Source organism: Alcanivorax sp. (assembly GCF_040119285.1).
Lineage (GTDB): Bacteria > Pseudomonadota > Gammaproteobacteria > Pseudomonadales > Alcanivoracaceae > Alcanivorax.
The window spans coordinates 1-25157 of record NZ_JBEDTY010000031.1 but is presented as its reverse complement, the minus strand read 5'-3'; the positions used below and the strand labels follow the sequence as shown (position 1 = coordinate 25157).

Here is a 25157-nt window from a genome sequence, read left to right as displayed (position 1 = left end):
GGTGACGAGTCTGCTCTACCGCTTCACGCTTGAACTCGGGGCTGTACTTCTTTCGCTTGCTCATAAACACTCCTTGGGCACAGTGTGCCTCTTTTTAGAAGTGTCCGCAGTAACGGGGTAGAACCCAGGTGCTACGGCCCCGAAAGAAACGTGGTGATGGTCGTGAGTACGATTTCAAGAGAGACGGCGCGGTACCGGCCCTAACGCTGGTCCCCGACAAGATACGCCAAAAAGGAGTGTTGATCGATTGGTATCCCCGCATCCAGTCTCTTGAGTCCAGGAGTGGAGTGCGGCTCGGGGCCAAGGAAGAAACCGTTTTCGAGGACGGCCACCTGAGCTTCCTGGACTATGATGATCTTTTCTTCCGGCTTGAGAAATTCAAGCGTGAGCGCACCTGGCACAATCTCAATATATCCAAGTCCATGATCAAAACGCTGCTGGCTGACCGGACCTGGTACAAGGTCGTCGTGCCCTCAGGCAAGATGGCGTTTTCAGATTTTGGGAACGTCGCGCTCTGGCAAGAGATGGCGGCGGAGCTACTGCATAAGTTCGCAGAAGAGTACTACAACTACTGCAAGGCAGCCTTTATCGAGCCACGTCTTGAGCTCAGGGAGATCGGCGTTAAGGACGGAAGCTTGCCCGAGACTGACGAGTATCAGTTAATCGTCGATGCCAGCGAAGCGGCACTCATTAACGACATCCAGAATCTCACCAGCGAGATAGCCACTGGAAAGGCCGGTGTTTTACGCGCTGGAGACTTGAAAGGCTGCTTGTTTGGCGCGCATCTCTACGAGCCAGTGCTTCATGTGGTCAAAGGAAGCAGGATCCAGATTGCACCGGTTTCGTTGAATGAAAGTGAGTTCCAGTTTCTGGATGATCTGCGCCTGTATATCGAAACGGATCAAGCTAGGCTGGCAGAGGAAGGCATTGAACTTTTCCTGTTACGTAATGAGAGCCGTGGACGCGGGGTAGGCTTCTTTGAGGCGGGGAATTTCTATCCTGATTTCCTGCTATGGCTCGTTAAAGACGGCAAGCAGCATCTGGCGTTCGTCGAGCCTCATGGCCTGCAGCATGAAGGCCCTGGCCATAAAAAGATTGAGTTTTATCAGGTCATCAAGGATATCCAGGAAAGGCTTGCCAGTGAGGACGTCATACTCAACAGTTTTATTGTCACGCCAACGCGGTTCGGCAAGCTTAACTGGGGTAAGACGATCAATGAGCTGGAGGACATGCATGTGCTATTTATGGAGGATCAAAGAGACGCTTATATTAAGTCAATAATTGACCGTATGGTGAAATAGGCAGAAGGGGTGCTTGCCGGATTGGATGTGTATATAAAATCAGGGAGCCGCACTTCTTCAATCAAAAGTCAGCTTTTGTATTGTCTTGCATTGAAAATAAATGGTTTTTTTGGTGAGTGTTTTTCGCCTCTCGGCGCTGATGCCAGTTCGCGGGTATGGCGGACTGCCTCGGCGGTGAGGCACTGCAGTGCCGGCTAAGTAGAATAATAAGAATGACTGTGAGTAGGGAGTCCCACAGTGCAGTTAAGCCAGTTTGTTACCGATTACGATGAGAGCCTGCTGGGCGATACCTATATCGATCCCCTGGGTGTGCTAGTTATCTGGTCCGCCTTTGGTGGCCATGTGTTCCGCAACCGGGTGAATTCCATATCCAATGATGTGCGCAATTACACCCTGAATCTCATGAATCACCGCATCATTCGTGACTTGATAGATGATGACTCGGTGGTGGTTTCCAGAGCGCTGGAAAATGCCATTGGCGACAAGCACAGCCTGAGCTTTCGGCAGGCATGCCTGATCTACCTGGAGAATCTATTTTTATATTCGTTGATCAGCGCTGAAAGTCGGGCGGGTGTGGAGACCGGTGGGATTCTGGGCGGTAGCAAAGGGCGGAAGGCTTTCGAGGAGAGTAAAGGCAACCCGGAGCTGATGCTCAGTCACACCAAGGACGCACATTTGCTTGTGCGCCAGCTGAGTTTGGGCGTAGGGGGTCGCTACAAGACCCCATTCATGGAAATCGGCTTTTTTGACACCCATTACCACTACCATCTCCCCGAAGCAGACGGGTTGTGGGAACGAGCTGATCAGCTTTTCAAGAAAAGTGATCGTTTGAGGTCGGTTTACGACGCCGCCCGCGCCCATTTGGCGTCTTTGATAAACGCCAGCACTACCAAGGCCTCAGTGCCTCCACGTCATTCATTTGCCGACTTGCCTGGAAGTCTCAAGAAAGCGTACCAAGATGCTTACGCATCGCCTGGCAGAGTGGGGGCAGAGACCCGGGCCTTCTGGCTGGAGCTAACAGGCCTGGATTGTGGCGCTGCAGGTGCCTTGCTGCATGAGCTTGATGAACACGCGGTCGATGGCGGCGAGGAGCAGCTCGTAGATGAGCAGTTGTTTAAGCTGGCTGAAAAGCGGTGCCGCAAGGCGGGAGACGACGATGCAGTCCGTATAATTCAGCATATTCTCACCTTGGAGCCCTTACTGGCTGAGGTGGATCTTCTGTTTACGCTGTCGCTGCACCGGCGCAATCAGCGTATGGCTGAGGTGGAAACCTTGTGGCGGGAGATGGGACGGGACGAGACGACGCTACCCAAACTGGCAGGGCGGATTCGAGAGTTTTCCAGCTTGATCGGGGCCATTAAGGGCACGGCGAGGGCCCGCCTTGAGCAACTGCTTCAGGTGGCGTCGCTTGGCACACTCGAAGAGCAACTAAGGGCGCTGCTGGAGTATCACGCAAGCGTCATGCGTAGCCGAGGCCAGTTCCCCTGGGTGGCTGCCAAATCAGCAGATTTGATTCAGGTGGAGGCGCGCACACAGCCGCTCCCTGACAAGGATAAGCGTGCTCCAGGGCATTGGGTGAATCATTACTATCTTCCCCAGTTCAGGAATCTGGTGGATGGCTTTCGTGGGGTGCCGGCATGATCCTGCTGAAAACTTTCGCCAGTCAGCTAGCCGCGTGTGGTGATCTCAAGCGAGTTTGGCTGACAAGCTTCAATATTGATATCGAGTTCATTGAGACCTATATCCTGCCAACCGTGCTGGGCGCAGAGATTCCCCGTACACGAATGGATTATGAAGCCCTGCAGTTGGAGCTCAATGAGCGCGGCATAGATTTTCGGGTGTTCTGCGATAAGCGCTTTATCAGCACTGACCAGAATAAGCGCACTTTGATACCGGTTCATGGCGTGTCTCCCAACAAACAGGAGCCCGATGGTTCTGGCATAGCGGGGATGCGTTTCAATGAGGAAAGCCTGTTTCATCCCAAAGTCATCTATATCCAGGGTAAGGATGGTCGCGTCCTCGGCTCTGGCAGCGCGAATCTGAGCGTAAGCGGTTGGGGGCGAAATCGCGAGGTGTTTCAGTTCGCCCCCCTGGACGAAAGGGAAATGTATCGTTCGGTGCGGAATTTTTTCCAGGTCCTCTTCCAGAATGTTGATGAGAGTTGCCCGTTGGAGGAAAGGAGGAAGTTTGAGCGAACTAAAGCAAGGGCGAAGTTCTGCCATAGCTTCCAGGATGTGTCCTTTCTCGATCAGCTCCTGGGCGATTGGCAACACGAAGAGTTGGCCATCTGGTCTCCCTATTTACCGAAAGACCTGGCAGCACTGATTGATACGGTCAGGGCGAAGTTTGAGCAGCCTGATCTGCATGTGCATTTGGTGGCAGATCGTGTGGAAGGGCGCTACCTGCGGACCAGCTGGAGTGAATCACTGCAGGCGCTTGTCGATGACGGGGCACTTACTTTCCACCAATTCCCTGTTGCCGGGGATGACCGCCTTACTATGACCCATGCGAAGCTCTGGAAAACGGATTCCCACCTTGCCATTGGCTCCTGGAATTTCACGGGGCCCGGTGCAAATACAGCCAAGGGCGGTGAAGGGAAAACGGGACAGACCAATATTGAGGCGGGGCTGATCTTTGCCGATGAAAGTGATTTCGGCACCTACTTGGGGTCAGAGATAGAAGTCGATGACGATCTGTTCGCAACAGAATCAGAATTAGAGGCTGAATCGCTCGATGTGCCTGAAGCGTTACCCTTCGATCTGCGGGTGGAGTTCCACTGGGGGGATCTCACTTATCGAATCAGTGGTGTGTGGAACAGGAAGGGAAAGCCCGAATCAGGCTACAGCGTCAAGCTGCCATCTGTGGAGCAACCCGTCCAACTTCACTGGATGCCGCAGGCGCGCAGGCTCAAGCCTGTCGAGATTCCCATATCGGATACCCGCAGCCTGCTGACCGAGCATAGATATGCGATTTTCAGGCAGGGCAAGGCTTGTGGTACTGGGCTGTTGATAGAAACCGCCGTAACTAACCGGCGGGCGCAACAATATGGCGATTTGAAATCGCTCCTGGATGCGATGGGCTATGAGGGCGCTGAACCGTCCCTGGAAGATGCGGATTTCCGTGTGCGGGAGGGTGAGAATGGCGAAACCCGAGTGGATGGCCTCTTCTACAGTAACGATGATCCACAGGCCTTGGATGCGCCATCAGGGCTGGGTGACATCAGTTATTTTCGGCTGTTTGCGGCAACGTTCCAGTATGCGGCCCACTTGCGTGGCATTGAGTCTATGCGAGGGCTGGAACAGTGGGCATTTACACGGCCTGGTTGCCTTGAGGAACTGGTGATGAAGGCTCGTGAACGTATCGACAATACCGAGCGTTCGGTATTCAACTGGTTTCTGGCCATGGAAGTCAATGAGCTGTGCGAATTGGCGCGCAGATGCCGTAAGGCCCTGATCCCGGCAGACGAAGGTATTCATCTCGCACGCTGGAAGGATCTCAATGTTGCCATACCCAAGTTGCCCAAGGGAGTAGACAAGCGCTATCGAAAGTTATTGCTGCAAGAGTATAAAGGCATGCGCCGCAGCTGGGGGATCGTATGACGTTACGAGACCAGGATTGGGGGTTGCTCAGCCCAGAGGTGGTGAGCGATTCCATCAACTTTGAAGGCCGAGATCCTGATTGGCGGTACGCATCTGATAATCGCGAGTCCATGGCGGCCAAGCAAACGGAAGGCGTCGCTTACCTCTGGAATTTGCTGTCCAGGAGTGGGGTTGCTCTGCTAGCTGACGAAGTAGGCATGGGTAAGACGTTCCAGGCCTTGGGTGTGGCGGCATTACTCTGGAAGATGAAGCCCGGCAGCAAAGTCCTGGTGATGGCGCCGAACCGCGAAATTTGTCGTCATTGGCGGCGAGAGTTTGAAACCTTCGTTCATCGCCATTACCGCGAGCCCGATCACTGTGTAAGGAATTTTGTGGATGGCGGTCCCATTCCTTCAGTGCGTATGTGTTTCAAACTGGATGAACTGGTTGAAACCGTTGAGCAAGGGGCGGGGCATCTTTTTCTGACTACGATTACGGCGCTCAGCGGCCTTGTTAAGGGAGAAGATAAGGGGGAAGGGGACCTCCCAGGCAAGGCTAGGCGTGCAGCGAAACAGATCCGTCGACGGCTCAAGACCACGCTGGGTGATGACGGCTTTGACCTGGTAATTGTTGATGAGGCCCATTATCTGCGCAACCTCGACGGTGGATCGCAACGTGTGGCAGCAGCAAGAGCCTTGTTTGGTGATGAAGGCAATCGCCTGGGTAAGCACAACCTCCTGTTGACTGCGACGCCGAGCCATACCCGCTTGAGCAATGTGCAGGGAATCCTTTCCTATTTTGTCGATCTTCAGGACGTTGATCCAGACGGAAAAATGAACGAATCGGAGTTGGCCAAGAGTTTGTTGCAGCGGTATGGGCTGCGAAGGTTGCGCCTGATGGAGGGCGCTGGCGGGCTTCACAGCAAGCTGCACTACCGTCATGAAAAGCCGGTGTCGTCCGGCTTTGAAAATCTTCCCAATGGGGAAATGTTTTTCGCGCTGTACCAAAAGCGCCTGGTTTCAGATCTGAAGAAGAAAAAGGAAGGCCGGTCCCTCATGTACGGCTACCTTGAAGGCTTCGAGTCCATGGGCCGCAGACCCGAGGGAGATCTGGACAAAAGTGATGGCAGTGAGAGTGACATTGAGGACGCCTACAAGGAGGACTTCTCAAAGGCGAAGGACACAGAGCTTCTGAAAAGGCTGACTCAGGATTACTTCGATACGCTTAACAGCTTCCCGGATCACCCAAAATATGGGGCAATCGTTGGCCAATGTCTGCCTGTTTCCTTCTACGATGACCAGAAATGCCTGACAGATGACAAGCACCTGATATTTGTGCGCCGTATTCCTTCAGTGAGGGAGCTGACGCAACGAATCAATGCTGGATACGATCGCCTTCTGGCTGCGCAGATCGTTCAGGCCTTGGGGCTTGAGTGGAACGACGAGCGAGTCCAGAAATGGGAGCGACAACAATGGTCCAGAGAAGGATTTAAATCCTTATTGAGTGGCTTTGACCAGGACATCGAGTTAGAGGAAGCGTATCTGGAAGACGAAGACGGTAGCGAAGTGACGGATGACAGCGATTATCTGTCCTCCCGCATTGCCGAGCTGTTTGTCGTCAAGAAAGAACTGGGAGGGCAAACGGATTGCGCGAATGTGCGATTGCGATTCGTGAAGCCCGAGAGCCTGTTTTCTTTATTCCTGGAGCCCTCCAGTGACTACCTGGATTCGGGATATCGCGCATTCTATCCACAGGAAGGTAGCCGCAGGCCTGATTACGGCAACGCGGCAATGTTCACTCGTATTTCTGCCTGGAGATCGTCTGTCGCCCTGAAGTCCGCGCTGGGTTCACGGGAGCCGCCTTCAGCGAAGTATGACAATGAGCTAAAGACCGCCTGGGCATTGGTTTATCCGCTACTGAAGAGTGAGAGCCGAAGCAAACTGGACTCCTGGTCGAAAAATGACCGGGAAGTGGCCGAAAACTTTGCCAACTACCTCAAGGCAGGGATGTTGTATGCCAGTCCTGTGATCGTTGAGCTCTATTGCTGGTTTGTTCAATTCAGGCTCAAGCAAAAGGGGCGAAAGGAGAGAGACGTCCAGCTTGCATACAGAAATTTTGTGAAATGGGTGACCCCGAAACTGTCCGGGTCACTGTTGTTGAAGTATTTCGAGTCTGCGCTGAATTCCTTTGAAGCGTTATGTGGGAAAATCGTTGACCATGGGCTGCGTGAGTGGCAGCGAGATTGGACTAGTCTGAAACGGCTCACCAGTCCGGCCTGGTACGCGAGCGGTGAAAACAGCGAGGGTCGTCAAAGGCTGATCCTCGGGTTTAACACGCCTTTTTATCCAAACGTATTGGTGTCTACCTCGGTGCTACAGGAGGGCGTCAATCTGCATATCCAGTGTTATCAGGTGCATCACTACGGACTGGCTGGCTCACCTGGCGACAATGAGCAGCGGGTGGGGCGACTGGACCGATTGTTTGGTTGCGTCAACCGGCGATTGAAGTCAGCGACGGATAGGGATTTACAGATTCACTACCCGTATTTGCAGAGTTCCATTGATGAGGACCAGGTCGGATCATTCATCGAGCGCAAACATCGGGTTGAGGAACAAATGGATGCCTGCCTACAGGTTGGTTTTGACAAGAGTGTTCATTTGTCTTCCGTGGAAGATTGGACGCAGTTTTTACGCACCCCGCAAAAACGGGATGATGCGCCAGTCAAGGATCCATATCCCGCTACATTCGGTGATTCCTGTTCTGTCTCTTATCGCCCCTATGCTGTTCACGATAATGACCAAATCTTCAGTTGGCTAGAAAGTCTGGTTAAGAAGGTTGTAAATCCAGACGCAGATTACTTCAAAGTCATAGATGAAGAAGGGGATACCCGCCACACGCTCTATCTGGTTGACCCCAAGATCGCACGGGACGGTGTCTATCGCCATCAACCCATTTTTGTGAATCTGGAGTTCTCGCCGGAGATGTCCGCATTGATTCCAGATACAGCGTATTTGGTCAGTCTGGTTTCGCCCATTGCGAACAAGTCGGGGCTGGCGAGGTTCTTGAATCAGTCAGACGATCGTTTAGGAGAGCTGGAGTCGAAGATTGCTGCCCTGAACGAGCAGTACGTGTTGCCGAAACTGACGCTGGATGAGAAGTCAGACAATAGCTATCTGTATCTTGCCGCACGCATCGATCTGCCGCTGTTTGTAAAGGAAGGTACCCTTCAGCACCTATCTCTACATGAGGTGCAGATGGCGTTTGACCAATTGAAAGCCTTTTCTGATGAGCTTGAGCTGTTCATTCATGACGGGGCTCAGGACCTGGAGCCAGCTGACGCAGTCTCCTCAGGCCAGTTTGTGGCAAGTGACTTCCGGTATGGGGGGCATCGTAAGATTGGGCATGGAAAGAGATTGGAATGGCAGGAACATGGCTCAACTGTGGGCCTTGCGGCGGGCTTGGAGGCAGACGCGCTGACCTTTGTACGTGACAGGCTGGATTTAACAGATATTCCCTCAGGCCGCCTTATGGCCGTGCTTGTGCTGAACCAGCATTTCCCCATGGTGCGTTTCTCCCAGTATGACGACGGTCTTGAAGCCGCTCTGAATTACCCCGCCGGTGATCTGCAGGAAGAGGAGGGTAGGTTGATGGAGCTGTGGTTCGAATATGTGGTCTCAGGTTTGCAGTAGCTGTGACTCTGTTGCCTGGCTGGACGCGATGTCGGGTGTTCTGTGTTACAGCAGGCGGCCAAGGAGCAGAAGCCGAATGACTATTTAAAAATGTGTGTTGAGGTGTTTGGGTGATATTAGGAAACAATAAGGGCTGGATGCTCTCAGCGGTACTGCCTCCAGCTGATGCCATTTTAGACCTCTTTGATTTCCCGTCATCGTTAACTGGCATCCTCCGATTTGCTGAGAAAGAGTATGGCTGGGACAGGTCGCGCCGTCCCTCCGACAATACCGTCTCGTCGATCCTCAAGGGCAAGGGGGGCCGGTCACAAGACAATTTGCAGCGCTACCTTCAGGCATATATGCCAGAGCTGTCTGTTTCTGAAGATGCCGTTGATGAATATGTGGAGCTGTATGGGAGCGTCTTTCAGCGCCATAAGTGGAAGAGCTTTCTTCAGGGTTTGCCTGATATCGATGTTCTGGGTCAGGAGGTCGCGCCTTGTCTCCAATTCATCCGGGATAGAATATTGAGTGAAGAGGCGTTCCAGAATGAGCTTTGTCCCGGTGGGGTCAGGGAGCTGTCGGTTTATAATCCGCTTTCAGTCTTGTGCCGGTATGTTGAATTTCCGCCTCGATGGTTGGAGGTGCTATCTCGTCATTCAGGTGATTTTCAGTTGTTAGTTGCCTCCGGTGAGATGGTTCGCTCTGATTTTCTTGATATTCAGCTATGCCTGGAGCTTGATTTCATACTGAAGGCGCTATCAGCAATCGAAAACGGGATATTGAAGCAATGGGAGAACATTGAGCCCGATCTTTACTTGCGATTTCCCTTTCTTGAGTCTGATGGTCTGATTAGCCCAATACTGCCGACGTCCGTCGGTGATCCACTTCATGGCCCTTACAGTGCTTTTATGGATCTTCTTGATCATCGATTTTCAGATGAACTAGCTAGCAAGGAATCTTTATCTAGGTCTATACCTATCGCAAATGAAGATGATAAAGATGCAGAATCAGTGCGCGAGACTCAGAAAGATCTGCTGAAGAAATGGCGTAAGGGAAAGGCATACCCCGCGTTCGTGGTTATGTCTGAATTTCTGGATCGAAGGATGCCGAACAGTAGCGCTAAATGGGGTATCCAGATTCTGGAGAGGTGTGCCCGCGCACTGGATCGTTTGTTCAGGACGCATGTTACATATGCCCAGAAGCACTCGGTTGCTGGTTACGAGGAAGTCTTTATTCGGGCTTATGGCAGATATCGTCGAATAGAGTAAGGGGGGGGGTAGTGCCTGTGTGGCACTACCCGAATTCGTCATTTGCCTCTCGGAGGGTTGTTTCCTCTGCCGGTGCCTGACGGGTTGCCGGTTTTGCTGGGGCCGTTTTGAGGAGTCGCTTTGTTGCTCATGGTTGCCTCTGCTAGTTCTTAGTTGTTGGCGACATTGCCGTGGTCAGAGTAGCCCGAGGCGCTGAGCGTTATCAGGGGGGTAGCTGTCTCAAAATAGGAAATGAACCTCAAGAATGAACTCTTAAGCTAAAGCCTTCATTGATGACAGGCCCAGAAGGCGGTTACGAATAAGTGCTGATGAGAATAGTGGTTATTTCTGGCGAGTGTGATAAGGTTCACAAAAAATGAACGGCCTTCAGGTCTAGAAAGGATTCTAGCGGGCACCTTCAATGGTGTTGGCACTTAGGGGAAGGATATGGGGACCCGCCACCACGCACTCAAAATCCGTCAGCGGCAGGAACGGGATGACTACCCGGAAGACCTGAGCCTGCGCGTTCACCGTGTCCTGAGCTGGCTGGATCGGGCAGAACAGAAATTCGATCCGGACAGCCGTTTCATCTTCCTGTGGATTGCTTTCAACGCAGCCTACGCTAGCGAGATTGATGACCGGCAGGGGCTGAGTGATCAAGCCACTTTCAATGCTTTCCTGGATAAGCCCCACACCCTCGATAAGAGTCAGCATCTGAAAGCAGGTCTGGGAAGTCTATTCCGGTGCTATCTTTGGGATGAGAAAGGAATAATCGGCTATGCCATATCGCTGATATTTGCCTTGGTGGCGATTAAAAGAGCATGGAGGCATACTCTTTTACAGCGCTTGAAGTGCAGCTAATCCCGCCGCAGAGCAGGATGTAAGCTTGGAGGATTATGATGGAAGGCGAAGAGTTTAATTCCCCGGGGACAGTTCGGGAATCTATCGTGACCATGGCCGTCGAGTCATGGCGTTTCAGCAAGGTCTATGACCGTCTATTGGGTAAATTGGATGCTGGGGAACGTGGCCGGTACGAGAGCCAATATCGATGGTTCCTCAAAAAAGTCGAAGAATCATTGCAGCAGGCTGGATTGCGACTGGTAAACCTTGAAGGCCAGCCGTTCGACTCCGGGATGGCCGCGACTCCACTGAATATCGACGAATTTGATGCCTCTGACACCCTCGTCATCGATCAGATGCTGGAGCCCGTGATCATGAGTGATCAGGGCTTGATGAAAACTGGCACCGTAATGTTAAGGAAGATAGAGCAATGAAGCATTTTGTTGGCATCGACCTAGGGACAACGAATAGTGCAATTTCCAGCTACGACGGTTCTGAAACCCGGGTATGGAAAAGCCCGGAACAAAACGATGTAACCCCCTCCGTCATCCTGTACGACAAGCGCGGCAATAAGTACGTTGGTAAGCGGGCCTATGATTCGGCACACCAAAGTGAAGGAAACTCTGCGGCCCTGTTTAAACGCCTGATGGGAACCAGTACCCCCATAGAGCTCCCAACTGTTGACATGATCAAGACTCCGGAAAATTGTTCGGCAGAGGTCCTCAAAACGCTATTCGGGTATCTCCCGGAAGAATTACGAGAGAATTCGGATACCGGTACTGTGATCACGGTGCCTGCTGCATTCAACCAGATGCAGAAGGAGTCAACGTTGCGGGCCGCTGAAATGGCTGGTCTGGGCAAGGTGTCGCTCATGCAAGAGCCGGTTGCTGCTGTCATGAGCGTGATGCGCGCTCGGGAAACAGACGGGATATTTCTGATTTTTGATCTGGGTGGTGGCACCCTGGATATCGCCATTGCTGAAAATATAGGAGGGCGGGTATCACTGCTCTCCCATGGTGGCATCGCCATGTGTGGCGGGCGGGACTTTGATCGGGCCTTGGTCGATAGTGTAATTAAACCTTGGCTGTTGGAAACATTTGACCTTCCTGACGACTTTTCTGTAAATAAGCAATACAAGCGGCTTAATAAATTGGCTTCGTGGGCGGCAGAAAAGGCAAAGATTGAGCTGTCTTCCCAAGAGGAAAGCATCATCAGCTTGTCCGAAATCGAGACACGTATGACTGATCTTTCCGGTAATGAAATCTATCTTGATATTCCGATAACTAGGGATCAATACAGTGAATTGATAGAGCCTCGTGTGATGCAAGCCATTGAGGCGGCTAGGGAAGCTCTGAAAGAAGTCTCTTTGAGCTCCCATGACCTCGAGCGTGTGGTATTTGTCGGTGGCCCGACCAATTTCAAGCCGCTGCGTGACAAAGTGGCTTTTGAACTGGGTGTTCCGGGCAACATGGATGTTAATCCCATGACCGCAGTAGCGGAAGGTGCGGCAGTTTTTGCAGAGTCTATTGACTGGAGTAACCAAAGTCGGGGCAGGAAGACGGCCAAGGGCGAGGTAACCTCTAGTGGTCCAATTGCAGTGTCCTTCAAATACATTGCGAGGACTTCGGAGCCTAGGGCAAAAATCATGGCTCTGATCACGGCGGGAAATGTGGATAACGCTGAGTTTCAGATTGACAATATTGATACAGGTTGGACCTCAGGCCGGATCCCTCTGAAGCATGGCGCTGGGGAGGATGTGATTCTGAGTAAATCTGGGGCGAACACCTTCAAAGTTTTTGCTTTTGATGGTGCCGGTGCATCAATCGATCTCAGTGAGGATAAGATTATCATCACCCGCACGGCAGCGACGGTGGATGCAATCCCTGCATCACACTCCATTGGCGTTGAGGTTTTGACAAGGCTTGGAGGTCGCCCTGAGCTGGAATATCTGGTCCGTGCAGGCGATTCTCTGCCAAAGAAGGGCGTAATAAAATTCAAAGCCGCGGAATCACTTAAAGCCGGTGACCCGGGTGCATTGAACTTCAAAGTATGGGAAGGGGAGATCCTCAGCCCAATTCATGATAATCGTGCCATTGGGGTGTTTGAAGTACGAGGTGCAGATTTCAGCGATGGTGTGATACCTGCTGGCGCAGACTTGTTTTTTGAGTACGAAGTCCAGGACTCTGGCAACATCTTGCTGAGTGTTTCCGTACCGAGTGTGGCTGGTAGCTTCGATCATGGGCGCAGCTTTTATTCCCCTCAGGCCGCCAGTACGGATTTCTCCGATGCCACAGCCCTAGTAACCGAGGAAGGCGAGCAAACTCTGATTAGAGTGGAAGAAGTTTCCTCTTCAGTGAATGACCCCCGGGTGGAAAAGGCTAGGCAGGCGGCCCAGGCAGCTGCCAATCTGGATAAAAATAATACGGACACTGAGGTTGCGCAGGAGGCGCGTGAAGCGGTCCTCGAGGCGCGAAAACTGCTGGCCGAGATTCGCAAAGACAATTTGATAGAGATTCGGCTGTTGGATCTGAATCGTGTTGTTGGGCTGTTTAATGATCATGTGCGCGAACATGCACGCCAATCCGAATGCACGTCCTTCGATGCGCTGGTGAAAACAGCTGAAGGATGCATGGCGGAGCCCACCCATGCGTTTGACCATCATCTGGATGAATTGCGTGGCAAGAATTTCGAAATCTTGTGGCGTCAAGACTGGTTCGTGATTGAGCGGTTCAAGGGGATGCTTGATTCACCGCACCTGTATTCGGATCGACAGCGCTATGAAGAGCTTACAGAGATTGGCGTGCAACGACTTAAGGAAAACCAAATTGATCAGTTGCGCCAAGTGATTGGGCAGCTGTATTCCATCATGATTGGTGGTGCCGGCGAAATCGATATGTCGGGGCTCACTAATATCCTTAAGAGTTGACGCGGGTATGGATCAGTGGATTCCAATCGGCCAGCAACTGTCTGATGGCACAGCCATAAGGCGGCTTGCCTCCCAGGGAGATTGTTGGCAAATCTATGTGACGTCTAAACCCTCTCGGATTTTGTTTGCAACCCGGGAACTGGCGGCTACCTGGTTTGATGCAGATCTGATAAATCCAGATATTTTTACCGAATTTGAAATTGGTAAAAAGAATCTCTTGGTACTGGAAAGCCCCAGTCATACCCGCCTGGAGCCGGTGCTGCCGCCCAATCAGCCAGATTCAAAAGCGGAGGCTTACGCTTTTGCTGCTTCGTTTAAGAGCAGTAGAAATATCGCCCCCGGCATCGATGTCACCAATGCTATCTTTGTGGAGCAGTATTCCTGTCTTTTGCCGACCCCGAACCAGACCTCGACAATGCCTGACGATATTCTGTTGGGGGTCTGGCTGACAGGAGGGGTTGAGATATCTTGCAAGGATTTTAGGAAGTTGGCTAGGCTAACTAGCTGGATGAAGGCAACGGACTTAGCGGACATTCTCCGTGCAGCGGGAATGCCAGCGCCAGCGGAGCTAACGTTGATCTCGGAAGGGGAAATTGATGGGCCGGCCGACGAAGGTGTTATCCAGCCGCAGGCGGTAGACCAGAGTAACGAGCCTTTTAGGCTGCCGGGTCGCCCATATCTTGAACAGTTTTTCCATGACCATATCATCGACATTGTAGAGAATTCGGAAAAATACGCGGCCATGGGGATATCGTTCCCATCGGCGGTAATCCTTCACGGGCCGCCGGGTTGCGGCAAAACTTTTGCCGCGAATAAGTTGGCTGATTATCTTGGATGGCCTCGATACGCTATCGATTCAGGCAGTATTGGCAGTCCCTATATCCATGAAACTAGTAAGAAGATCGGGGAGACCTTCGACAGCGCCATAGAAAATGCGCCATCGATTATTGTGATTGATGAAATGGAAGCTTTTCTCACCGATCGTCAGAGCGCGGGCGGCGGCACACACCGGGTGGAGGAAGTGGCTGAATTCCTGCGCAAGATCCCCGAAGCCATCAATAATAATGTTCTCGTCGTTGCGATGACCAACCTGATTAGCACTATTGACCCTGCGATTTTGCGAAGAGGTCGGTTCGACCATGTCATCGAGGTTGGTATGCCCAGTGAAGTGGACGTTCAGCTTTTACTGACATCGCTAGTCGAACGGTTACCGTTGGTTGAGGGCGTTTCTCTTGAGGCAATGGCTCGTGCTCTGGTAGGGCGGCCGCTCAGCGATGTGACCTTCACGATAAGGGAGGCATCCAGGCTCGCTGCGAGGGGGCGTAAAAAAAGGATCGATCAGGAGTGTATTGACACTGCGATAGCATCTATCGACCGTAAGGAAAAAAAGAAAAGCCGGCCGATAGGCTTTGTTTGGGGTGATGATGAGGGTATCTGATGGATATTGAGAGTAATCCATTCCATGTCTTGGCAGCGAACCCACGTGATGATCGCCGGCGCTTATTATCCTTGGCCGAGGAGGCGGGTCTGCTCGGTGACGAAGAGGCTGCCTCGAGCGCCGCAGCGGAGCTGGTGAATCCCAGAAAACGTCTCGCCGCTGAAATCGCGTGGATGCCCGGAGTAAGCCCAAAAAATACAGCAGTGGTATTCGATAAGCTAGTTTCTGATCCTCGTGCGCTGATCAAATCATACTCATCCTCCCTGCTGGCCACCTGCAATATTGTCAGCGCTGCATTACCTAGAATTATTCTTGATGGTGCTCAGCTGGTCGAAACGGCGTTAAAGCTATTCAAGCAATATGATGAAATCGATGCATCGAGCGTGCTGTCAGAAATCAATGCAGACAGGGCGGTCTCTGGTTTTCCGGAGATAACGGACATTCATTTAGTGTCAGAGGAGCTGCAAAAACGTCGTCATTATTTCCGAGCAGCGGTTACCTCGTCGCTTGATAACTTGGAATCACGCGAGCTTGTATCGGTTGTGACCGAGTTGGTTGACATTGCTACTGCCGAAGGAACCACTCATGGACCGAAATTAGTCACGGACGTTGTTGATTTCTATGAGGTCGAAGCCCAGTCATTCCTGAAAGCTGAAGAAGATAATATCGACAAGCTCATCGACCTTATTCTGGATGCTATCAAAGATGGCATGGATGATGAGGTGGTGTGCAAAGCGTTGGACACTTTTGATGCCATCGTGGAGAACTGGGATGCCGTCGCTCAACCTATCCAAGTTTGCGCGCAAAGTCGGGGGGTCGCCCATGAAGCAAGCCATGATCTTGCCCGAAAGATCAGAAACTTCGGTATTGATCTTTTCAATGATCATGAGAAGTTGGAATTCTCAATCAGAATCACCGAGCTTCTGCAAAAAGTGTTTGCTGAGGTTGGAGAGGTGGTGGAGCAGACCCAAGAAGACGCACAGACCCTCCAAAATATCGCCAATCAGGCAATGGTTGCCGATCGTGAGGATGATGCTTGGCGTGAAGAATTGACCTACGAGGCGAAAATTGGGGGCTTCTTCAAAGATACCTTGAGGATATCGCCAGATGGGATTGTCTGGAAAGGACAAACACATCCACTGGAAGCCATTCAGATGGTCCGTTGGGGCGGGACTCGGCATTCAGTGAACGGTATTCCTTCTGGTACGAATTACACAATTTACTTCGCTTCGGAAAGAAATTGGGCCCGTATCGAAACAAAGGATGAGGAAGTCTACAAGCAATTTGTAGATCGGCTCTGGAAAGGTGTCTGCGTTCGAATTCTCACTGAGTACCTCCAGAGCCTGAGAAGTGGCGCTTCGATTAAGATCGGTCCTGTGGTTATCCAGGACAATGGGCTAACCTTAACCAGGAAGCGCATGCTGGGGCCTAACGAGCCGGTATTTTGTTCCTGGCGGGAGATCGTTACAGGTCATGTTGACGGTTCGCTTTTGATCGCAAAAGTAGATGAGCGAAAGGTGTGTGTTCCTCTATCGTACCAGGAAGTTAATAATGTCCACATTCTTGAGCTGGCTATAAATATGGCTAATGAGCGTGGCCTTCAACGCCTTAGTCATGTGCTGGGGTCTTAGTATGGGTGGGAGCGGCAATAAAGGTTTTAAGGGGATTTCGGGGCTCGTTTCGGAGTTGGACTCCGCGGCGTTGAAAGACTCGATGCACCAGAAAAGTGCTGGGCACCAAGTGAGTGGTGTAGATGGCACCAGTGTTTTTTCAGATCCGCAGACTTCTACAGCTAGTACTAAGCCTCGAGAAAAAGGTGCAGGGAATTCGAATCAACCTGGTGGTGAATCGAAAGATGATGCTGCAATTGCAATGGGCATTGCTATTCCTGTTGTGATATTTGTGATCTTGGGGCTTGCGACCTTTGTAAATGAAAATCCAGTTCGCTCTCCAGAACCTCCCCAAGAGAAGGTTGTAGTGTATGGCGAACCATTTCATGTTACTGCGACTGTATTGAATGTTCGCTCTGCTCCAAGTCCTACATCTCCAGTGATCGATACATTGAGTAAAGGAGAGAATATATATGGTTCGAGAAACATGCGAACTAAGACTGACGGTTGGCGTCAGATTCAATTCGGCGCTTTGAAAGGCTGGGTTTCTACTTTTTATCTAAAGCGGGGTACGGCTGAGCAGGCAAGGGTTGAGCAATGTAAAGCAACTTCTACAAGGCCGTTTACGGGACAAATATTTAATCAAAGAGGCAGTGGCTACCACTCGCTCGTGGTCAAAAATGGGCCGAATGAGGATGTTATTGCCAAGCTTAAAGACAAGAGTGGTGAAGAAATAATTTCATTCTACGTTCGGGCAAATGAGACAGCGACGCTGAAGAATATTCCTGGAGGCTATTTCAAGTTTCAGTTTGCAACAGGTAAGTATTACAGTTCGGAATGTGGTGGGAAGTTTATGGAAGGAATGCGCGTTTCTGAAGATCCAAACTACGTACATTACGAGACGACAATTCATGGACATACCCGCTATAGCTCTATTATGCAGTACACACTTACTCAGGTGAGAGGTGGGAATCTCAAAATGAAAAACGTGCCATCAGGGAGATTTTAGACCCTCAAGGTAGCTGTCAGATCGAGTCATAACCATTCCGCTTAATTCTCGATATGCTGCTTTAGGTCTGGCGGATCCTTAAGAATGGCCATTGATTTTTTGAGATTCTCGTCTACTGGGTTTTTGTTTCCTCGCCAGCTTGTTACCCAAGCCAGCGGTGGATTGAGGATGGGATTCCTTGGCTTGGTTTGAGCCCTCGCCAGAAAATTCCTCCACCACCTGTAACCCCTCATCCTCCCCATACTCGAACCAGGCGTTCATCAGCCCTGCCTGAGCAACCTTATCCAGCTCCGTCTGGTGAATCCCCAGATTCTCTCGCCCCTTGGCTTCCTCCCTGGCATGGGTGACGGCTTCTTTCAGTGTCTGATCTGTCCGCAGGGTCAGATCCACGTAGTAGATCGGTGCCCCGTGGCTCTGTGTGGTGCTTTTGCCGCGTAGCTTCAGCTCCAAGGGTAGGGTGGCCAGATTGCCGCCACTGATGGCGTGGAAGTAACGCAGTCGTGCGGCCAGGGTGCGAATGCTGTTGTAGCCGGTGGTCCGGAACACAAAGCAGCCCAGTTCATCGTCATTCCCGATACGGACATAGAGGCGGCCATAAGGCTTGCACAGTCCGTGGCTGCCGTAGTCGCACAGATCCGGAGACGGGCAGTCCAGTGACGACAGACCTTTCTCGGTATGCCGCCGGCATGTCTCCCCGTTTCCTGCACACAGCGGCCTGCCGCTCTTGCGCTCGAAGAAGGTGTACTCCGCTCGCAGGTTAAGGTCCGGGTCATTGAAGGGCAGGGTAACGGGAATGCTGCGTAGCTTCTTACCCTGTACTTCCTGGCGCAGGGCTTCGTCCAGCGGGTGCGGCAACCAGCCGTCCCGGGTTTGGATCTGGGTGGTGATGGTGAATTGGTCGTCTTTCTCCGGCAGACGCTTGCCGTTCTTCTCCACTACACGGCCAATGCTGATACGGCCGATCACGGGTGGCGTAATGGCGAGTCCTTTAATCATGGGATTCTCCTGATGAATAGCAGATGCATGTACTCAGCCGGGCTTGGCCCGGCTGTTATGCTGCTTGGGGCTGGGTAGGTGTTAGGTGTTAGGTGTTGGGACGCACAATGAACCGGCGACTGCCCGCTCTGTGCTTGGGGTAGTGTTTGAGCAGATCAGGCTGGTCCTGCAGCAGGGCTTTGGTGTCCAGGGCGGTGGAGTCCTTGCTGCGCTTCCAGGTCACGGAGCCGACAGTGAAGGTAGCCTTGCTGGCCAGCCCCATGGACTGCTGTATGCGTTGCTTGAGGGTGGATTCCCGCTCGGTCAGTCGGGCAAGGGTGTCACGCAGATCCACCAGCTCATTGAAGTCGCCTTCCATGGCTGGGTTGGCCGTGAGATCTAGGGTTTCGCCTTCATCGCGAGGATAGAGCCCTTGCAGGGCCTTGCCTGCAGAGTCGGAGCCATCCGGGTCTGGTGGGGTATCGGCTTCCACCAACTGCCAGAACTCCCGCTCCAGCTCGTACAGGTGAGCAATCAGTGCCTCATCCCGCTCGATACGGTGAATCTGCAGCTCCTGACCGCAAATCAGCACGGCCACATCGGCAGCCTGCTTGCCGGTGACCGCCAGCTGATGCTGTACCTGGCACTGGATGTACTCCGGAACACCATCCGCCCACAGCTTGGCACCGTGCTGTCCTGTGGTCTTACATTCGAGTATCTGAACATCGTCATTACCAACCACGGCGTAATCCAGGTTGGCCAGCATCCAGGGCTTGTCACCATCCGGGTGCTGCAGCACGGCATTCACCCGCCGTACCTTGTTGCCGCTGATCTTGGCATAGGCCTCGGCCACCTTAGGTTCCAACAGGGTGCCCCAGTACATCGGTGACTGAATGTCATCCGGATCAGGGGCAGATAGCAGGCCGTCGCGCCCGGTCTTGATCATCCACAGTTCCAGTGGCGATTGGTATGGGCTGATGCCCACTGCCGCTGCGGCATCACTGGCGCCGATACCTTGCTTGCGGATCTTCAGCCAGTCTTCGCGGTTCATACTTTTGGTAGAGACCAAGCGCAGCGCAGGGCGCTGGCCAGGTGTGGTGGTTTTCGGTTGTGCCATGAGAATGCTCCAGACAAAGAAAAGCCCCGGCGTAGTGGCCGGGGCTAAAGGTAAGGGGAAACAGGTAATTGCGGGTGATGCCTAAATGACATCATACGGCGCGACTTGAAGAGGAGGAGGCTTCCTCGCCAATCTCGAAGAAGTCATTCACCAGCGCTTCGATATAACGCTCAGCCTGCTTGTTACTGGGCAGCTGACCGGTAGTGAGCAGTTGCTCACCGAGCCACTCGCCTAACTCACTGACCACTTCGTACTCGAAAATGCCAGGTCGGCCACGGGGCTGATACCAGATGTGGGAGACTGTCTGCCAGAGCGGGTCCAGGTATTCACAGGACGCAATGATCAGCTCGATGCAGCCACTGTCCCAGGCGTCCAGTATCCGGCGCGGCCGGCCAGGATCGCCGGGATGGCACATCAAGCCTTCGTGCAGGAACGCGCCCCATACCGATGCCAGTTCGGCAGGCATAGGGCGACAGTTCCATACCGCCCACAGGCGGTAGAGCCATTTCAGATTCATGGTGTTCTCCAGATTTCTTTTGAAAGGGTGTAGTGAGAAAGGGGGGTAAGTGATCAGGCCTGGATCAGGCGACCAGCAGGGACGTTTGCTCCAGAGCCCGTTGCTTGATCTGGGCGCCCTTGCCGAACCAGGCAGAGTCCAGCCGGTTGTCGGTACTTTGCGCGCGACGTTCATGGTCCACGAACTCGGTGACCGCATTGAGCAGACCATAGGCCGTGTTCTTGGAAGACGTTAACTCTGATCCGCGACCGGCACCGTCATACAGCGTCATGGCTTTCTTCATGGCCTGTTCGTTGGGTTTCACCGGCATGCCGGGTGGTTGGTAACCGGTATCCGTGAAGATGGTCTGTAATACCTTCTCGGCGGTCTTGTGCGTGATCCGTCGCTCGCTGAGGGCCTTGAGCCGATACATGAAGTCATCCCAGGCGGAGACAGAAATTCCCAGCTGTTTCTTCACCGCTTGCGCGTCGAAGATGGTGTTATGCCGCACCTTTACGGCGTTGTTGTTGCCATTCAGCGCGACGGCGAGAGTGTTGTTGCACACCACGCGGATACTGGTGAACTGCGCTGTGGTTGCCAGGGTGCCGTCACAGGCGGTGGCCAACAGCACGTAGCCGTTGGTTTGATCATTACCTGCCAGGGTGCCGGACTGCCCGGTACGCGCCAGCGCCCACAGCTTGCGGCCCCCTTTAAGGACGCCCGCCGTCTCCAGCTCAAAGCCAGACTTCTCGGTGAGGTCTCGGTAGAACTCCAGCACCTCACGGGGCTGAACCACCTTGAAGCGGTTACTCACTACCGACAGTGGTGCCTGAGTATCGGAACGGAACAGCACCTTTTGATCAGGGAAGGACGAGATCTGTCCGAGAGCTCCGGCTTCGCTACTGATAAAGCGAACCGGGGTTTCGCGGATATCCCAGTCCATGCCGGCTTCGCGCCTCCAGACGTCCAGTGGTTGTTGGCTGGCCAGCTGATTGCCCAGCCCGTGCCAGGGTGTGCGGCCCACATAGGCCATGTTTTCGACAAGATGTGACATGGTGAATCTCCTGATAATGAAAGGAATAAACGGTGCGTGTGTGTAGGGCGGTTAGGTGCGATGGGTTAGAGGCTGCCGCGCTCAGCCAGACTGACGTAGCCGGAACGGGACACTACAAAGTGATCCAGCACTCGAACATCGATCAGCGCGAGGGCGTCTTTGAGTCGGGTGGTAATGGCGTGATCTGCTTGGGATGGCTCGCAACACCCAGAAGGGTGGTTGTGGGCAAAGATCACAGCAGCCGCATTGCAGTCCAGGGCTCGCTGCACCACCACACGGGGGTAAACCGCAGAGCTATCGATGGTGCCGTTGAACAACGTCTCGAACCTGAGCACCTTGTGTTTGTTGTTGAGGAAGATGGCCGCGAAGACCTCGTTCTTCTCTTGAGCCAAGGCCAACTGCAGGAACTGGGCGACATCGGTGGGTGAGGTCAGCGCTTCGCGGTTGGAAAGCTCATCCAGCAGGATGGTGGCAGCAGTGCTGACAATCTCCTCTGGCTTCACGCAGCCCTGTACGTGGTACAGGCCCTGCTCGTTCTTTACGAAAGTGGGAATATCCATTCAGGCCTCCAAAGGGGCATAAAGAAGCCCGCACTGGGCGGGCTTCAAGAGAGAGGTAGGGGGGAGTCGGGGTTACTCGGCATCGAGACGGAAGCTGTGTCCGCAATCCAGGCATTCCAGGTTGTCGAGATAGGTATCGTCGAGCTTGGCGCCCAGGGCTGCACCGGCCTCACCGCCGGCCACACCTCCCGCCAGTCCACCAAGCACTGCACCGGCGATACCGCCGATGGCAGATCCGGCAGGGCCAAACGCCAGGCCGACAGTCGCACCGACACGAGCCCCGTTAGTGGCCATGGTGATTCCACTGGCGGCACCGGCAACCGTGCCGACAGAGCCACCTACCTTGCGGCCATTCTGCAGGGCGACAACGCGGATGGACCGGCAGGACGGACATTGAATGATCATGAAACCTCCATGAAATGGGGCGAGGAAGGCCATTCCTTCCTGGCTTCATGGAGGTGATATATGCCTGAAAAAATCTGGAATCCGGGAGGGACTTAATGGCGGGCGACAAATAGCGCATTGGCGTTCACAAATGGTTTGATACGGTTCGTTTCGAGGGCTCTGTGGGGTGCAGGCGGGTTTCGCGAATATTGGGTGGGTTCATTTAACATGTTGATTTATAAATAAAAATATGTTTTTCGTCTTGTGGTATAATGTCGTGTATTTGGGAATGTCTCTATGGTGAGGAGGCTTGAAATGGCCCTCAATTCATTGAAAAGCAAAGTGAAATACCGGATCGGGCGAAGTCGTAGTGCGGTGTTTGTTCCTGGCGACTTCAACGATTTGTCAGACCGTGACCAGGTGGGCCGTGCCTTGCGCGAACTGGTGGCAGAAGAGGTGCTGGTCAAGTTTGGTCGTGGGTTGTATGCCAAGGCCAAGCGCTCTTCGCTTACCAACAAGGTCATACCTGTAAAACCGCTCCCGGAACTGGCGAAGGAAGCGTTGACGCAAAAGCTGCATGTAGAGGTGGTGCCTGAGAACGCGCAGGGTCGCTATAACAGTAAGCGTTCCACTCAGGTGCCGACGGGGCGGGTGATTGCAGTGAAGGGGCGTGTTTCCCGGAAAATGGCTTACGATGGCAAGTCCATCAAGTACCAGTATGTTTCCTGATCCCGAGATAGTTAATGAAATAGCGGCGGAGTTGGCAATCAGCCCTGCTTTTGTTGAGAAGGACTGGTACTCCGTTCAGGCTCTGAAATCGATTGCGGGCCACCAAAGCGATGGTTTCCGTACTATCTTTGCTGGCGGCACCAGCCTGTCAAAAGGCTACGGCTTGATACAGCGTTTTTCCGAGGACCTGGATTTTCGTTGCCTGGCACTTCAGTCGGGGACTGGCAACCAGATGAAGAAGGTTCGCAGGGCGTACCGCGAAGGCATGCTGGATGCGGTTGAAAGTGCGGATTTGTTTGTGCTGGACCGGTCTCAGGTGGCCCGCGCCAGTAACTATGTGAAGTTTGAGCTGGATTACCCGCAAAATTATGGTGGCAATCCGGCGTTGCGGACCGGTTTGCAGATTGAGTTCAGCTTTACTCAGCCGAGGTTGGACGCTCAGCTTCGACAGATTCAGTCATTTGTGGCGCAGTTTGCGGGAGAAGCCCCCGAAGCGGAAATCTTGTGCTTGTCCCCGGTTGAGACCGCAGCGGATAAGCTAAGCGCATTGACCTGGCGTGTGTTGAAGCGTGACCGGTCGGCAGCGGGTGATGATCCTGCCATGGTCAGGCACCTTCATGATATTGCCGCCTTGATGCCGGTGGTTCGCGATGCTCAGGGTATGTTCATTGAGACCGTGGAAGCTTCCTTTGAGGAGGATCAGCGGACAAAGCGACGTGATACTCAGGCAACCCTTCTTGCGTCAGTTCAAGCAGCGATAACGTGTCTTGAAGGTGATGACGAATATCTTGATGAATATGGCCGATTCGTCGATGCCATGTCCTACGCCAGTGATACGGAGAGTATCGAATTCAACACGGCATTGATCGCACTGGAAGAAGTGAGTTCCTGGTTTGAGTAAGCGCTTTATCTGGCCGGATCATGTGTATTAGTTCAGACCAAATCTGACACATCTCGTTGAAAAAGAGAGGGTTACCGGTTCTGATGAAGGTGCCTAAACCTGAAACCAGAACCAAAAGGTAACCCTCATGCTTCATAGTAATGATCGCATTATCCGACACAAGGTTGGCTTGCTGAATTTGGCCGATGAGCTTGGCAACGTGGCCAAGGCCTGCAAGATGATGGGCGTATCCAGAGACACGTTCTACCGCTACAAGGAAGCAGTAGAAGAAGGCGGTGTTGATGCCCTTCTGGAGAAAACCCGCCGCACTCCCAATCCCAAGAATCGCGTAGAGCCTCATGTGGAAGAGGCCGTGACCCAATATGCGCTTGAAGAGCCTGCTCACGGGCAAGTCAGGGTCTCCAACGAGCTTCGCAAGCGTGGGGTCTTTGTCTCTGCGAGTGGCGTACGCAGTATCTGGCTGCGCCATGACCTGGCCAACTTCAAACTGCGTTTGAAGGCCCTGGAAGCCAAGGTGGCAGAGGAAGGGCTGATTCTCACGGAATCCCAGGTGCAGGCACTTGAGCGCAAGAAGCAAGATGACGAGGCCTGTGGTGAGATCGACACCGCCCATCCGGGCTATCTGGGCTCACAGGACACCTTCTATGTGGGTACGTTCAAAGGCGTTGGCCGAGTATATCAGCAGACCTACGTGGACACTTACGCCAAGGTGGCGCACTGCAAGCTGTACACGACCAAGACACCGATCACGGCTGCCGACCTGCTCAATGATCGTGTGCTGCCGTTTTACGCATCCCATGAGCTGCCTGTACTGCGCATCCTTACCGACCGTGGTACGGAATACTGTGGCAAAGTGGAGCAGCACGATTACCAGTTGTATTTGGCACTGAACGAAATCGAGCATACACGCACGAAAGCACGGCACCCGCAGACCAATGGCATCTGTGAGCGCTTCCACAAAACCATTCTGCAGGAGTTCTATCAGCCGGCATTACGCCGGAAGATTTACGACAGCCTGGAAGCGCTGCAGGAAGATCTGGACGTATGGCTGGATTACTACAACAATGAACGCACCCATCAGGGCAAGAAGTGCTGTGGCAGAACCCCGCTAGCCACCTTGCTGGATGGAAAATCGATCTGGAAGGAAAAGTTCGTAGGCTGAACCTGACCTGACAGACACCTTCTGAAAAACCGGGGTAAGCGGATTAAATGGTTGATCTTACCTTTGCATGAGAGTGAGACAGACCGGCATCTCATCGGATTATCTGGTTGATGCTTCACCTACTGCTGGTGCATGTTTCCTTCGCTAATTCCAGCAAGA

The 25157-nt window shown here is 53.0% G+C and carries 20 protein-coding genes; 14 read left to right on the top strand and 6 right to left on the bottom strand.

From position 1 onward, the window contains the following. Window positions 1-287: 287 nt before the first annotated feature. The 11 genes from ABNH10_RS09445 (at window position 288) to ABNH10_RS09395 (ending at window position 17620) form a co-directional block, all read left to right on the top strand. Window positions 288-1301 carry a hypothetical protein gene (locus ABNH10_RS09445; protein ID WP_349385711.1) on the top strand — a complete coding sequence of 338 codons (1014 nt, stop codon included), beginning with the start codon at window positions 288-290 and terminating at the stop codon, window positions 1299-1301. A gap of 237 nt (window positions 1302-1538) precedes the next feature. Next, the gene (locus ABNH10_RS09440; RefSeq protein WP_349385710.1) at window positions 1539-2942 is read left to right on the top strand and encodes a hypothetical protein; all 1404 of its coding nucleotides are present in this window, start codon (window positions 1539-1541) and stop codon (window positions 2940-2942) included. After that, window positions 2939-4900, top strand: a complete 1962-nt coding sequence (locus tag ABNH10_RS09435) for a phospholipase D-like domain-containing protein (protein WP_349385709.1) — start codon at window positions 2939-2941, stop codon at window positions 4898-4900. Before ABNH10_RS09440 ends, ABNH10_RS09435 begins: the two co-directional genes overlap by 4 nt. Before the next feature lie 23 nt (window positions 4901-4923). Beyond that, the gene (locus tag ABNH10_RS09430) at window positions 4924-8568 is read left to right on the top strand and encodes a DEAD/DEAH box helicase (protein WP_349385708.1); all 3645 of its coding nucleotides are present in this window, start codon (window positions 4924-4926) and stop codon (window positions 8566-8568) included. 137 nt (window positions 8569-8705) lie between these two features. Next, complete coding sequence (locus ABNH10_RS09425; protein ID WP_349385707.1) at window positions 8706-9818, top strand: hypothetical protein; 1113 nt, start codon at window positions 8706-8708, stop codon at window positions 9816-9818. Window positions 9819-10244: 426 nt separating this feature from the next. After that, window positions 10245-10658, top strand: coding sequence for a hypothetical protein (locus tag ABNH10_RS09420; protein WP_349385706.1), 414 nt, complete (start codon window positions 10245-10247; stop codon window positions 10656-10658). 86 nt (window positions 10659-10744) lie between these two features. Continuing rightward, the gene (locus ABNH10_RS09415) at window positions 10745-11071 is read left to right on the top strand and encodes a hypothetical protein (protein WP_502877126.1); all 327 of its coding nucleotides are present in this window, start codon (window positions 10745-10747) and stop codon (window positions 11069-11071) included. Further along, window positions 11068-13563 (top strand): Hsp70 family protein, encoded by a 2496-nt coding sequence (locus ABNH10_RS09410; RefSeq protein WP_349385705.1) that lies wholly within the window; start codon window positions 11068-11070, stop codon window positions 13561-13563. Before ABNH10_RS09415 ends, ABNH10_RS09410 begins: the two co-directional genes overlap by 4 nt. A gap of 7 nt (window positions 13564-13570) precedes the next feature. After that, window positions 13571-15001, top strand: coding sequence for an ATP-binding protein (locus tag ABNH10_RS09405; RefSeq protein WP_349385704.1), 1431 nt, complete (start codon window positions 13571-13573; stop codon window positions 14999-15001). Next, complete coding sequence (locus tag ABNH10_RS09400; RefSeq protein WP_349385703.1) at window positions 15001-16632, top strand: hypothetical protein; 1632 nt, start codon at window positions 15001-15003, stop codon at window positions 16630-16632. The genes ABNH10_RS09405 and ABNH10_RS09400 overlap by 1 nt, the downstream gene beginning before the upstream one ends. Window position 16633: 1 nt before the next feature. Then, entirely contained in the window at window positions 16634-17620 is a 987-nt protein-coding gene (locus ABNH10_RS09395; protein WP_349385702.1) for an SH3 domain-containing protein, read from the top strand. A gap of 78 nt (window positions 17621-17698) precedes the next feature. On the opposite strand, the gene ABNH10_RS09390 is transcribed toward ABNH10_RS09395, so the two are convergent. The 6 genes from ABNH10_RS09390 to ABNH10_RS09365 form a co-directional block, all read right to left on the bottom strand. Beyond that, the gene (locus ABNH10_RS09390) at window positions 17699-18616 is read right to left on the bottom strand and encodes a recombination directionality factor (protein ID WP_349385701.1); all 918 of its coding nucleotides are present in this window, start codon (window positions 18614-18616) and stop codon (window positions 17699-17701) included. An 88-nt stretch (window positions 18617-18704) separates the two neighbouring features. Next, window positions 18705-19712 carry a YqaJ viral recombinase family nuclease gene (locus tag ABNH10_RS09385; RefSeq protein WP_349385700.1) on the bottom strand — a complete coding sequence of 336 codons (1008 nt, stop codon included), beginning with the start codon at window positions 19710-19712 and terminating at the stop codon, window positions 18705-18707. 91 nt (window positions 19713-19803) lie between these two features. Continuing rightward, window positions 19804-20229, bottom strand: a complete 426-nt coding sequence (locus ABNH10_RS09380; RefSeq protein ID WP_349385699.1) for a hypothetical protein — start codon at window positions 20227-20229, stop codon at window positions 19804-19806. 64 nt (window positions 20230-20293) lie between these two features. Then, window positions 20294-21262, bottom strand: coding sequence for a DUF932 domain-containing protein (locus ABNH10_RS09375; protein ID WP_349385698.1), 969 nt, complete (start codon window positions 21260-21262; stop codon window positions 20294-20296). A gap of 65 nt (window positions 21263-21327) precedes the next feature. Continuing rightward, window positions 21328-21822 (bottom strand): RadC family protein, encoded by a 495-nt coding sequence (gene radC, locus ABNH10_RS09370; RefSeq protein ID WP_349385697.1) that lies wholly within the window; start codon window positions 21820-21822, stop codon window positions 21328-21330. Between the two features lie 72 nt (window positions 21823-21894). Next, complete coding sequence (locus ABNH10_RS09365) at window positions 21895-22227, bottom strand: hypothetical protein (protein WP_063520451.1); 333 nt, start codon at window positions 22225-22227, stop codon at window positions 21895-21897. 294 nt (window positions 22228-22521) lie between these two features. Between ABNH10_RS09365 and ABNH10_RS09360 the strand changes: the two genes are divergently transcribed. The 3 genes from ABNH10_RS09360 (at window position 22522) to ABNH10_RS09350 (ending at window position 24998) form a co-directional block, all read left to right on the top strand. Further along, window positions 22522-22935: a DUF6088 family protein gene (locus ABNH10_RS09360; RefSeq protein ID WP_349385696.1), complete on the top strand. Its 414-nt coding sequence runs from the start codon at window positions 22522-22524 to the stop codon at window positions 22933-22935. Next, window positions 22925-23836, top strand: coding sequence for a nucleotidyl transferase AbiEii/AbiGii toxin family protein (locus ABNH10_RS09355; RefSeq protein WP_349385695.1), 912 nt, complete (start codon window positions 22925-22927; stop codon window positions 23834-23836). Before ABNH10_RS09360 ends, ABNH10_RS09355 begins: the two co-directional genes overlap by 11 nt. A 127-nt stretch (window positions 23837-23963) precedes the next feature. Then, a complete protein-coding gene (locus ABNH10_RS09350) occupies window positions 23964-24998 on the top strand; it encodes an IS481 family transposase (RefSeq protein ID WP_349385694.1) in 1035 nt (344 codons plus the stop codon). Window positions 24999-25157: the final 159 nt, after the last annotated feature.

Bases quoted from the DNA above. Each gene is read 5' to 3' on its own strand.
- ABNH10_RS09385 (WP_349385700.1), bottom strand. From the start codon at position 19,712: ATGGCACAACCGAAAACCACCACACCTGGCCAGCGCCCTGCGCTGCGC.
- ABNH10_RS09405 (WP_349385704.1), top strand. From the start codon at position 13,571: ATGGATCAGTGGATTCCAATCGGCCAGCAACTGTCTGATGGCACAGCC.
- ABNH10_RS09400 (WP_349385703.1), top strand. From the start codon at position 15,001: ATGGATATTGAGAGTAATCCATTCCATGTCTTGGCAGCGAACCCACGT.
- ABNH10_RS09425 (WP_349385707.1), top strand. From the start codon at position 8,706: ATGCTCTCAGCGGTACTGCCTCCAGCTGATGCCATTTTAGACCTCTTT.
- ABNH10_RS09380 (WP_349385699.1), bottom strand. From the start codon at position 20,229: ATGAATCTGAAATGGCTCTACCGCCTGTGGGCGGTATGGAACTGTCGC.
- ABNH10_RS09435 (WP_349385709.1), top strand. From the start codon at position 2,939: ATGATCCTGCTGAAAACTTTCGCCAGTCAGCTAGCCGCGTGTGGTGAT.
- ABNH10_RS09395 (WP_349385702.1), top strand. From the start codon at position 16,634: ATGGGTGGGAGCGGCAATAAAGGTTTTAAGGGGATTTCGGGGCTCGTT.
- ABNH10_RS09375 (WP_349385698.1), bottom strand. From the start codon at position 21,262: ATGTCACATCTTGTCGAAAACATGGCCTATGTGGGCCGCACACCCTGG.
- ABNH10_RS09365 (WP_063520451.1), bottom strand. From the start codon at position 22,227: ATGATCATTCAATGTCCGTCCTGCCGGTCCATCCGCGTTGTCGCCCTG.
- ABNH10_RS09360 (WP_349385696.1), top strand. From the start codon at position 22,522: ATGGCCCTCAATTCATTGAAAAGCAAAGTGAAATACCGGATCGGGCGA.
- ABNH10_RS09420 (WP_349385706.1), top strand. From the start codon at position 10,245: ATGGGGACCCGCCACCACGCACTCAAAATCCGTCAGCGGCAGGAACGG.
- ABNH10_RS09390 (WP_349385701.1), bottom strand. From the start codon at position 18,616: ATGATTAAAGGACTCGCCATTACGCCACCCGTGATCGGCCGTATCAGC.
- ABNH10_RS09410 (WP_349385705.1), top strand. From the start codon at position 11,068: ATGAAGCATTTTGTTGGCATCGACCTAGGGACAACGAATAGTGCAATT.
- ABNH10_RS09355 (WP_349385695.1), top strand. From the start codon at position 22,925: ATGTTTCCTGATCCCGAGATAGTTAATGAAATAGCGGCGGAGTTGGCA.
- radC (WP_349385697.1), bottom strand. From the start codon at position 21,822: ATGGATATTCCCACTTTCGTAAAGAACGAGCAGGGCCTGTACCACGTA.
- ABNH10_RS09350 (WP_349385694.1), top strand. From the start codon at position 23,964: ATGCTTCATAGTAATGATCGCATTATCCGACACAAGGTTGGCTTGCTG.